8 protein-coding genes are annotated in these 10,730 nt (G+C 71.6%); 6 read left to right on the top strand and 2 right to left on the bottom strand.

Annotated features, from left to right (window positions below):
* Positions 1-296: 296 nt before the first annotated feature.
* Positions 297-2,030, top strand: a complete 1,734-nt coding sequence (locus tag ACIBQ1_RS26530) for an ATP-binding cassette domain-containing protein (protein ID WP_397281589.1) — start codon at positions 297-299, stop codon at positions 2,028-2,030.
* The gene (locus ACIBQ1_RS26525; protein ID WP_397281587.1) at positions 2,027-3,784 is read left to right on the top strand and encodes an ABC transporter ATP-binding protein; all 1,758 of its coding nucleotides are present in this window, start codon (positions 2,027-2,029) and stop codon (positions 3,782-3,784) included. Before ACIBQ1_RS26530 ends, ACIBQ1_RS26525 begins: the two co-directional genes overlap by 4 nt.
* Before the next feature lie 4 nt (positions 3,785-3,788).
* Here the strand turns inward: ACIBQ1_RS26525 and ACIBQ1_RS26520 are convergent, their stop codons facing one another.
* A complete protein-coding gene (locus ACIBQ1_RS26520) occupies positions 3,789-4,733 on the bottom strand; it encodes a methionyl-tRNA formyltransferase (protein WP_397281585.1) in 945 nt (314 codons plus the stop codon).
* A 127-nt stretch (positions 4,734-4,860) separates the two neighbouring features.
* On the opposite strand from ACIBQ1_RS26520, the gene ACIBQ1_RS26515 reads away from it, so the two are divergent.
* Positions 4,861-6,171, top strand: a complete 1,311-nt coding sequence (locus tag ACIBQ1_RS26515; RefSeq protein WP_397281583.1) for a lysine N(6)-hydroxylase/L-ornithine N(5)-oxygenase family protein — start codon at positions 4,861-4,863, stop codon at positions 6,169-6,171.
* Positions 6,172-6,218: 47 nt separating this feature from the next.
* Here the strand turns inward: ACIBQ1_RS26515 and ACIBQ1_RS26510 are convergent, their stop codons facing one another.
* Positions 6,219-7,295, bottom strand: a complete 1,077-nt coding sequence (locus tag ACIBQ1_RS26510) for an alpha/beta hydrolase-fold protein (protein WP_397281581.1) — start codon at positions 7,293-7,295, stop codon at positions 6,219-6,221.
* Positions 7,296-7,442: 147 nt separating this feature from the next.
* Here ACIBQ1_RS26510 and ACIBQ1_RS26505 point away from each other — a divergent pair, with 147 nt between their 5' ends.
* The 3 genes from ACIBQ1_RS26505 to ACIBQ1_RS26495 all read left to right on the top strand — a co-directional run bounded on the left by ACIBQ1_RS26505 (position 7,443) and on the right by ACIBQ1_RS26495 (position 10,715).
* Positions 7,443-8,498, top strand: coding sequence for a FecCD family ABC transporter permease (locus ACIBQ1_RS26505; protein WP_397281580.1), 1,056 nt, complete (start codon positions 7,443-7,445; stop codon positions 8,496-8,498).
* Complete coding sequence (locus ACIBQ1_RS26500) at positions 8,495-9,559, top strand: FecCD family ABC transporter permease (protein WP_397281578.1); 1,065 nt, start codon at positions 8,495-8,497, stop codon at positions 9,557-9,559. The genes ACIBQ1_RS26505 and ACIBQ1_RS26500 overlap by 4 nt, the downstream gene beginning before the upstream one ends.
* 139 nt (positions 9,560-9,698) lie before the next feature.
* A complete protein-coding gene (locus ACIBQ1_RS26495; protein ID WP_397281577.1) occupies positions 9,699-10,715 on the top strand; it encodes an iron-siderophore ABC transporter substrate-binding protein in 1,017 nt (338 codons plus the stop codon).
* The last annotated feature ends 15 nt before the right edge of the window (positions 10,716-10,730 follow it).

The raw sequence follows: 10,730 nt of genomic DNA, 5'->3' as shown, positions 1-10,730 counted from the left end.
CACACGATGCCGGGCCGTCGGCTCTGCCGCCGGTACGCGCTGCGGTCGCCCGGCGGTGGGGTGAACGGGGTGGTCATGGCTGCTGGATCCCTTCCGTCTCGGAAACGCGACAACTCTCGCGACCTCGGGCCCGCCCCTGGACAGAGCGGTCGGCGACGCTGTCAAGCCTGCCTGACCGCGACGGCTTGAGTCAAGACTTTGTCCTGACATATTGGCGTAATGTCATACTGCCGTGGCGCCGGTCCAAGCCGGCCCGTCGATGATCAGCACGGCCCGGACGTCGATAAAGTGCGGTCGTGCCCTCATCCCCCAGACGCCGGCTCCTGAGCTTCCTCCCGCTGGCCGGCCGGCCATGGCTGGCGGCCCTTACCGTACTCGAACTGTTCCTCCTGGCGGAGCCGACCGCGGTGGCCCTGGTGACCGGTGAGCTGGTGGGCCGCCTGGCGCAGGGCGTGGCCCGGCGGGACGCCGCCGCGGGCGGCATCGGCGCGATGCTCGCGCTGCTCGGCGCGCTGCTGGTCACCGGCAACGTGCTCCGCTCGATGAGCCGGCCGCTGGCCGAGCGGGTGGGCCGGCGGATCGACGCCGCGGTCCGGGAGGAGCTGACCTCCCGCGTGCTGGCGCTGCCGGCCCTGGACCGGGTGGAGGACGTCGCCGTCCAGAACGAGCTGACCACCATGCGCTCGCCGCTGCTGACCTGGAGCGACGAGGGCATCGGAGCGGCGGCGGCAGGCCGGTTCCGCGCCGGGCTGACCATGGCCGGGCTGGTAACGGCGATGCTGGTGCTCTCCCAGGTGGTGTGGTGGTGGGGCCCGGCCACGGCCGTGGTGGCGCTGCTGCTGGGCCGCTACCGGGCCGGCATGTGGCGGGAGTTCTTCGCGGTGGTGTCGGGCACCATGCCGGCCGCCCTGCGCGGGCGCGCGTGGGCCGCGATGATGTCGGACAGCCGGGACGCCAAGGAGGTCCGGATCTTCGGGCTGACCGGCTGGCTGGAGCAGCGCGCGGACGAGAACATCGCCGACGCCACGCGGCGGGTCATCGATTCGCGGGTGGCCCTGCTCCGGCGCGAGATGTCGGTCTTCCTCGGGTGGGCGGCGACCGCGTCGGTGGTGTACGTGGCGGTGGCCACCTCCGGCGAGGTGTCGGTCGGCCGGATCGCCGCGACGATCGGCGCGGTCTCCGCCATGTTCGTCATCTCCATGTCGAGCCAGGGCGAGGACCTGGACGAGATCGCGATGCCCGCCGTGGACGCGGTCACCCGGATCCGAGCGCTCGCCCCCGGCCTGGAGCCGCCGCCCGGACCGGACGGCACCGGCGAGATCGCCCTTCGGGACGTGGAGTTCGGGTACGGGGAGGTGCGCGTGCTGAACGGCGTGACGTTAACGCTCACACCCGGCGAGGTGATCGCGGTCGTCGGCGTGAACGGAGCGGGCAAGACGACCCTCGCCAAGCTCCTCACCGGCCAGTACCGTCCGTCGAGCGGCTCGGTGGCCACCGAGCCCACGGCGTACGCGGTCTACCAGGACTTCAACCGGTACGAGCTGAGCGCGTACGACAACATCTGGATCGCCGCGCCGGAGGCGACACGGGAGCAGGTCGAGGCGGCGGCCCTGGCGGTGGACGCGACCAGGCTGATCGAGAAGCTGCCCAGGGGGTGGGAGACGGTGCTCTCCCCGAAGTACGCCGGCGGCGGCGACCTGTCGGGCGGCCAGTGGCAGAAGATCGCGCTCGCCCGGGCCGCGCTGGCGGCCGCGTGCGGGGCGCGGCTGCTGGTGCTGGACGAGCCGACCGCCAACCTGGACATCGAGGCCGAGCTGGAGGCCTTCGACCGCATCCGCCAGGTGCGGGGCCGCGCGACCGTGGTCCTGATCTCCCACCGCTTCTCCACCGTGCGGAAGGCGGACCGGATCGTCGTCCTGTCCGGCGGCCGGATCACCGAGGACGGCACCCACGACGAGCTGCTCGCCGCTGGCGGGGAGTACGCGCGCATGTTCCACCTCCAGGCCAGGCAGTTCGAGGAGACCGCATGAGGTTCACCGAGATCCGCACGCTGCTGGGCGAGTGCCTGCGCCACGCGCCGGGACGCACCTGGCTGGTGCTCGTCCTGACCCCGCTGGGCGCGATCACCCCCGGGCTGACCGCCCTCGGCCTGCAATGGCTCGTGGACGGCGTGCTGTCCGGAGCCCGGCCGCTGGTCATCGGCGGGGCGGTCTGCGCGGCGGCGGCGGGCGCCTTCGCCCTGGCCGGGACTCGCGTCATGCAGGTGCAGACCGACCTGCTGGGCAGCGAGGCCGGCCCCGTGCTGGACCGGCGGATCATCCGCTGGTGCGCGACCCTGCCGACCACCGCGCACCTGGAGGACGCCGACTCGCTGCGCCGGATCGAGCAGATCCGCGGGCTCGGCCAGCGGACCGTCACCACCGGGCTGGCCTCCCTGTTCGTGGTGCAGAGCGGGATCTGGCTGGTCATCACCACGATCCTGCTGGCCGGGGTCCATCCCGTGCTGCTGGCGCTGCCGCTGTTCGCGGTGCCGTCGATCCTGCTCACCCGGACCAGCTCGCGCAGGGCCGAGACGGCCAGGGCGGAGACCGCCGAGCGCAACCGGGCCGAACAGCACCTCTTCACCACGATCACCGAGGCGAACTCGGCCAAGGAGCTGCGGCTCGGCGCCTCCGGCGCGCACGCCGCCGCGATCGCACGCCGCCTGCGCGAGGAGCGGACCGCGATCCTCTGGCGGGCCACGCTCGCCGTCGGCGGCCTCACCCTGATCGGCTCGCTCGTCTTCGTGGCGGCCTTCCTCGGCGCGCTGTTCCTCACCGTTCAACTCGCGCTCTCCGGCACGGTCAGTCCGGGCGCGCTGCTGCTGGTGGCCACGCTCGGCGGCCAGATCAGGGGCCAGCTCGACCTGCTCACCCATGCGCTCACCCGCTCCGCCTACGGCCTCACCCTGGCCGGCCACTACCTGTGGCTGCGCGACCTGCACGCGGCGGGCACCGGCGGCACGCTCGCCCCGCCCGGCCGGCTGCGCGACGGCATCACCCTGTCCGGCGTGGACTTCTCCTACGGCGGGCCGCCCGTGCTGCGCGGCATCGACCTGCGGCTGCCCGCCGGGGCCACGGTGGCGCTGGTCGGCGACCACGGCAGCGGGAAGACGACGCTGGTCAAGCTGCTGTGCGGGTTCCACCTGCCGACCGGCGGAAGCGTCACCGTGGACGGGACCTCCCTCACCGAGCTGGATCCCGCGGCCTGGCGCGAACGCGTGACCGCCGCCTTCCAGGACTTCAGCCGGTTCCCGTTCCTGGCCCGCGAGGCCGTCGGCGTGGGCGACCTGCCCAGGATGGACGACATCGGGCGGGCCGCCGAGAAGGGCGGCGCCGCCCAGGTCTTCGCCCGCCTGCCGGAGGGCGAGCGGACCCGGCTCGGCAAGGCCCTCGGCGACGGCGTCGAGCTCTCCGGCGGCCAATGGCAGAAGATCGCCCTGTCGCGGGCGTTCATGCGGCCGAGGCCGCTGCTCGCCGTGCTCGACGAGCCGACCGCCGCGCTCGACGCCGCCAGCGAGTACGAGGTCTACCAGCGCTACGCGGAGGCGGCCCAGGAGTGGCAGCGCGCCACCGGCGGGATCACCCTGCTGGTCTCCCACCGGTTCGCCACCATCCGGATGGCCGACCTGATCGTCGTGCTCGACGGCGGCCGGATCATCGAGTGCGGCACGCACGCCGAGCTCATCGACCTCTCAGGCCGATACGCCCACCTGTACGACCTGCAGGCGTCCGCCTACCGGTGATCGCTCACGGGTGGCGGGAGAGGTAGCCGCCCATCGTCCGGAACACCTCGTCGGCCGGCAGGTCGGTGCCGTCCTCGGTGCGGACCCGTTCGACCACCAGGCCGTGGCTGCGGCCGCGGCGGGCCTCGGCGCCGGCGACGATGACGATGCCGTCACCCTCGCGAATGAACACCCGGCCCGGGGTGCCGCCGTAGACGCCCTTGGAGACCGAGGCCTTCAGGACGCGGACGCGCTCGCCCCTGTAGTAGGTGAAGGCGTTGGGGTAGGGGTCGGACTGGGCGCGCACCAGCCGTTCGATGTCCTCGGCGGGCCAGGTCCAGTCGATGTTGCTGTCGTCGATCGAGCGCTTGTGGAAGAAGCTGGCCTTGGAGCGGTCCTGGGGCGTCCACTCGGTGCGGCCGGAGGCGATGAGGTCCAGGGCCTCGGCGACGATGGGGGCGATGAGGTCGACGGTGCGGTGGAACAGGTCGGTGGCGGTGTCGTGCGGGCCTACCGGGACGGCGCGCTGCACCACGATGTCCCCGGCGTCCAGTTCGGCGTTCATCATGTGGGCGGTGACGCCGACCTCCTTCTCGCCGTTGATGAGCGCCCAGATGAGCGGGGAGAAGCCGGCGTAGGCCGGAAGCAGCGAGTCGTGCACGTTGAGGATGCCGCGCCGGGGCAGGGTGAAGATCTCCGGGGGTATCCAGGTGCGCCAGTTGTTGGCCACGATGAGGTCAGGCTCGACTTCCTTGAGAGCCAGCAGGACGTCGTCGTCGGGGCGGTTGCGCAGCAGGACCGGGACGCCGTTGGCCTCGGCCAGCTCGGCCACCGAGTCGCTCCAGATCTTCTCGTATGCGTGGTCGCTCTGGGGATGAGTGACCGCCAGCACCACGTCATGCCCGGAGTCCAGCAGGGCTTGGAGGGTGCGATGCCCCCAGGTCTGGTAGCCGAACATCACGACCCGCATCAGCGCTCTCCTTGTGAGGTGAGTGGAAGAAAGGTTAGGCTCGCCTAATTAGGCGAGCCTAACCTAAGTTTGATTGGGATTCCACCCATGGCTCCCCATTCCGGACCGCTCTCTCGAAAGGCCTTTCATGCCCACTCCCGAGCAGCCCGTCCACGACCTCGTCGGCATCGGTTTCGGACCGTCCAACCTCGCCCTGGCGATCGCACTGCGCGAGCACCAGGCGCGAACCGGCGAGCGAATTGACGCGGTGTTCCTGGAGAAGCAACTCTCATTCGGCTGGCACCGCGGCATGCTCCTCGAAGGCACCACGATGCAGGTCTCCTTCCTCAAGGACCTGGTCACCATGCGCGACCCCACGAGCGAGTTCAGCTTTCTGTCCTACCTCAAGTCGCGCGGCCGGATGCTGGACTTCATCAACCACAAGACGATGTTCCCCTCGCGCGTGGAGTTCCACGACTACCTGGAGTGGGCCGCGGCACCCTTCGCCGGCCAGGTCGAGTACGGCTCGGAGGTCGTCGCGGTCACTCCCGTCGCCGGCGACGGCGCGGTGGAGTACCTCGACGTGGTGGTCCGCCAGGGCGACGGGGAGCTCAGCACCCGCCGCACCCGCAACCTGGTCGTGGCCGTCGGACTGGTGCCGGTGCTGCCCGACGGGATGGTCGGCGACGAACGCGTCTGGCACAGCGAAGAGCTCCTGGACCGGCTCCCCTCGCTCACGGACCCGCGCCGCCTGGTGGTGGTGGGCGCCGGCCAGAGTGCCGCCGAGGTGACCGACCACCTGCACGGCCGCTTCCCCGACGCCGAGGTGTGCGCGGTGTTCTCCAAGTACGGCTACACCCCCGCCGACGACAGCTCCTTCGCCAACCGCATCTTCGACCCCGTCGCGGTCGACCACTACTTCGGCGCGCCCGAGACGGTCAAGGAACGCCTGGACGCCTACCACGCCTCCACGAACTACTCCGTGGTCGACCTCGACCTCATCGACGAGCTGTACCGCAGGCACTACCAGGAGAAGGTGCGGGGCAAGGAGCGGCTGCGCATCCTCAACGCCTCCAGGCTCGTCGACGTCGCCCGGGACGCCAAGGGCGTGCGCGCCACCGTCGAGTTCCTGCCCACCGGGGAACGGTCCGTCCTGGAGGCCGATGTGGTCGTCTACGCCACCGGCTACCGGCCCGGCGACCCGCTGACCCTGCTGGGCGCCATCGGCGACCACTGCGAGCGGCTGCCCTCGGGCGCCCTGCGCATCGAGCGCGACTACCGGATCGCCACCTCCGCGCATCTGCGCTGCGGCATCTACGTGCAAGGAGCCACCGAGCACACGCACGGCCTGAGCTCGACGCTGCTGTCCAACACCGCCGTGCGGGCCGGGGAGATCGTCGACGCCGTGGCCGGACGGCTGAGCGACACCGGCCGCAGCACCTACGCGTTCTCGCGCTGATTCTCGCCGTGGTGACGGCCGGCCGCATCGGCCGTCACCGCCCCGGCTTACGCGAGCACCCAGGCGACGTCCCTGAGCAGGGCGTGCCGCCAGCCCGCCCGGTCGTGACCCGAGGCCGACCGTGAGACCCGCACGGTCGCGCCGGCCTGTTCGGCCAGCGTCTCGACCAGCTCGCAGTGCGGCAGCATCCGCGTCTCGTGCTCCCCCACGTCGAACGCGGCCCGCAGCCCGGACAGGTCGGGGCGCCGCCGCAGGCGCTCGGCGATGCTGCCGCCGACCGGGCCGCCCATGGGGTCCGCCAGGGCGGCGGCCTCGGGCGTCCACCAGAACGACCCCGACTGGCAGGCGACGCCGGACACCAGCTCCGGGAACTCCAGGGCCGCGTACATCGCGCTCAGCCCGCCGAGGCTCTGCCCGGCGACCACCAGCCGGTCCGTGTCGGCGGGCACGCCGCTCTCGGCGACCAGCGGCAGCAACTCGTCCCGGACCGCCTCCCACAGCTCGGGCCCGCACCCGAACTCGGCGTCCCTGGCCCGCGCGGGCAGGAAGACGAGCGTGACGGCGGGCATCTCGCCGCAGGCGACGGCCGAGTCGAACGCGGTCATGGCCGGGTGCAGGTACAGCCAGTCGTCCCCGTCGAGCAGCAGGACCACCGGCCCGCCACCGCCCACCGGATGGACGCGCACGGTGCGCCGCCCGCCGAGCCGTTCGCCGGCCCAGCGGAAACGGGTGCGCGGCAGGGGCAGGACGTCGGCGGCGCCGACGGCCGACCAGTGCGGCTGGGCGGGGGCGTCGGGGGTCGCGGCGATGGACCGCTCCCCGCCCGCGCCGACCGGGTTGAACGGGTCGGCGCACGCCGCGTCGTCCGTCAGGAACTGGTACGTCACCCGCAGCCGCGCGGGCATGGCCACCTCGGCGTACCAGCAGTCCGTCCCGCCCCACCGGCGCAGCGGCACCGGCTCCGACCAGCTCTCGAAGCCGACGCTCGCCGGGGACCCGCGCCACAGGAACAGGGTCGCCCAGCCGCCGTCGGCGGGCACCGACGCGGGCGCCCCCGCCGCCGCCCAGAACTCGTCGGTGCCGGGCTCACCGGGCAACCCGAACCTGGCGAAGGTGTTCTCCATCCCACTCCGTCCCTACCGTCGACCATTGGCTAAGGATAGACTTACCTAAGTTCTATGATCGAGACGGCCGCAGAGCGCGGACCATGCGGCGTCCGGGCGGGCGCCCCAATGGATCGACCCGTGGGATCAAAGGGATGACGCACGTAGATGAGCACGACTCTGGAGAAACGTCCCACGTCCGTGGCCACGCAGGCCCGCCGTCGGCGGGTGATGGGCTTGGGCACGCTCGCGGTGGTTCTCCTGGTCGCGGCGGCGGTGTCGCTGGCCGTCGGCGCGCGCGCGTTGAGTCCGGCGGAGGTCTGGCACGGGTTGTTCCCGACACCGAGCTCCGACCAACGGCTCACCGAGATCACGCTCATCGTGCAGACCGTACGGGTGCCGCGGACCGTGCTCGCGCTCGTGGCGGGCGTCGCCCTGGGGGTCAGCGGAGCGCTGATCCAGGGCTTCACGCGTAACCCGATCGCCGACACCGGGTTGCTGGGGGTGAACTCCGGAGCCTCGTTCGCCGTGGTGTCGGTGATCACGCTGTTCGGGCTCTCCAATCCGTACCAGTACGTCTGGTTCGCCTTCCTGGGGGCGGCGGCCGCGGGGGCCGTCGTGTTCGGGCTGGCGAGCATCGGCAGAGGCGCGGGCAGCCCGCTGACGCTCGCGCTGGCCGGGCAGGGGGTCGCGGTGTTCCTGGCGGCGATGACCACGGCGGTCGCGTTATCGAACCAGGCGTCGCTGAACGCCCTGCGGTTCTGGAACGCGGGCACCGTGGCCGGTGTCGGATTCGACGTCATCTGGCCGGTGACCGCGTTCGTCGCGGCCGGGCTGCTGCTGGCGCTGACCACGCTGCCCGCCCTCAACCTGCTCAACCTGGGTGACGACGTGGCGCGGGCGCTCGGCGTGAACCTCGCGCTGAGCCGGACCGTCGGCATCGTCTCCGTCACCCTGCTGGCCGGCGCGACGACGGCGGCGTGCGGGCCCATCGCGTTCCTCGGGCTCATGGTGGCCCACATCGCCCGGTATCTCACCGGCCCGGACTATCGCTGGCTGGTGCCGTGCGCGGGCCTGCTCGGCGCCGCCATCCTGCTGACCTGCGACATCGTGGGGCGCGTGGTGACCCGGCCGGGCGAGTTGCAGGCCGGCGTCGTCGTGGCTCTCGTCGGCGCCCCGTTCTTCGCGGCGCTGGTGTGGCGCGGAAAGTTCAAGACGGTATGAACGAGACAGCGGTGAAGCGGTCGGTGGCGCCGGGCGTGCGGCTCGGCCGCGCGTCGTTCGTGTGGCGGCCCTGGATGGTGCTCGTCACGCTGCTGCTGGCGGTGGCGGCCTTTCTGATGTTCTGCCTGTCCATCGGCGTCGGGGACTTCCCCATCGGCCTGTCCCAGGTGATCGCCACGCTCTTCGGCCAGGGTGAGCGGGTCGACGAGTTCGTGATCATGGATTTGCGGATGCCGCGCGCCCTGGCCGGGCTCGTCGTGGGCGTCGCGCTCGGGCTGTCCGGGGCGATCACGCAGTCCATCGCGCGCAACCCGCTGGCCAGCCCGGACGTCCTGGGGATCACCGGGGGCGCGAGCGCGGTCGCGGTGTTCCTGGTGACGGTGTCGGGCGGGGCCGCAACGGTGATCGCCGACTCCGTGGGCCTGTCCGCGGCGGCGCTCGTGGGCGGCCTCGGCACCGGCCTGACGGTGTATTTCCTGGCGTGGCGGCGCGGGATCGACGGCCTGCGGCTCATCCTCATCGGCATCTCGGTGAGCGCCGTGATGGAGGCGATCACGGCCTGGCTGCTGGTCACGGCCGACATCCGGGACGTGGCCCGGGCCCAGGCCTGGCTGGTCGGCTCGCTGGACAACCGCTCGTGGGGCGAGGTCTGGGTGGCGCTGTGGTGCGCGCTCGCCCTCGTGGCCGTCGTGTCGTGCGTCGCGTTCCAGCTCAGGCCGCTGCACTTCGGTGACGAGGTCGCGGCGGGCCTCGGTGTCCGGTACTCGATGGTGCGGGCGGTCCTGCTGCTGTGCGCGGTGCTGCTGGCCGGCGTGGCGGTGAGCGCGGCCGGCCCGGTGCCGTTCGTCGCGCTGGTGGCGCCGCAGGTGGCGATGCGCCTGTCGCGGTGTCCGACGCCGCCGCTGGTGGCCTCCGGGCTGGTGGGCGCGCTGCTGCTGATCGGCGCGGACCTGGTGGCGCGTACGGCGCTGCCGGTCAGCCTCCCGGTCGGCGTGGTCACCGCCGCGATCGGCGGCCCCTTCCTCGTCTACCTGCTGGTGCGGGCGAACCTCAAAAAGTAAGGTTAGGCTAACCTTATCTCCACGTGTTACGGTTTTTCTGCTCCTAATAGGGCTTGCAGCGGATTGCACTGAAAGCAAGGGATTCCTGATGCTCCTCCGACGAACAACAGCTACGAAGACCTTGCGGCGGTTCGCAGCGGTGTTGTCCGCTGCGGCTCTCGGCGTGGGCCTCGCCGCCGGATGCGGTTCCGGCTCGGCGGACAAGCCGAGCACCGAGACCGCGGCCACCGCGGCCCCGGCCGCCACGGCGGATGGCGCGTTCCCGGTCACTGTGGAGCATGCGTTCGGGTCCACGCAGGTCACCAAGGCCCCCCAGCGGGTCGTCTCGGTCGGCTACACCGACGACCAGGCCATCCTGGCCTTCGACATCAAGCCCGTCGGCATGGTCGACCAGTACCCGAACCCGCCGGGCAAGACGCCCGACGTCAACACCCAGTGGCCCTGGGTCAAGGACAAGTGGGGCGACACCCGCCCCGAGGTCATCATGAACAACGGGGACTCCGGCCCCAACTACGAGAAGATCGCCGCCCTGCGGCCGGATCTGATCATCGCGGTCTACTCCGAGATCGACCAGGCCGCCTACGACCGGCTCTCCAAGATCGCTCCGACGGTGGCCCGCACCAAGACCGAGAAGGAGCCGTTCAGCGCGCCGTGGCAGGACAACGCGCTGCACATCGCCAAGGCGCTCGGCAAGGCCGACGAGGGCGCCAAGCTGGTGCAGGGCATCCAGGACAAGCTCGACACGGCCAAGAAGGAGCACCCCGAGTTCGCTGACCGCACCGCCGTCGCGGTGTCCTGGTACAAGAACTCGGTCGCGCCGTTCACCACCACCGACGTGCGCGGACGGCTGGTGTCGGGCATCGGCTTCAAGGGCACCCCGGAGATCGACAAGATCGCGGGCGGCAGCTTCTACACCGTGCTCTCCCCCGAGCGCATCGACCTGATCGACGTCGACCACATCTTCGTCATCGCCGACCAGGCGGACCAGACGGCGCTGAAGAACTTCAAGCTGTTCGCCAACCTGCCCGCGGTCAAGAACGGCAAGGTGTCGTACCTGCTGGACAGCGAGGGCCCGGCGATCGGCGCGGCCATGTCGCAGGGCACCCTGCTGTCCCTGCCGTACGCGATCGACGAGCTCGTCAAGTCGGCCGCCTAGGGATGCCGGTGAACG

This window comes from Nonomuraea sp. NPDC050153, assembly GCF_044460125.1.
Taxonomy (GTDB): domain Bacteria; phylum Actinomycetota; class Actinomycetes; order Streptosporangiales; family Streptosporangiaceae; genus Nonomuraea.
The sequence above is the reverse complement of the archived record's forward strand: the minus strand, read 5'-3'. Positions and strand labels throughout refer to the sequence as shown.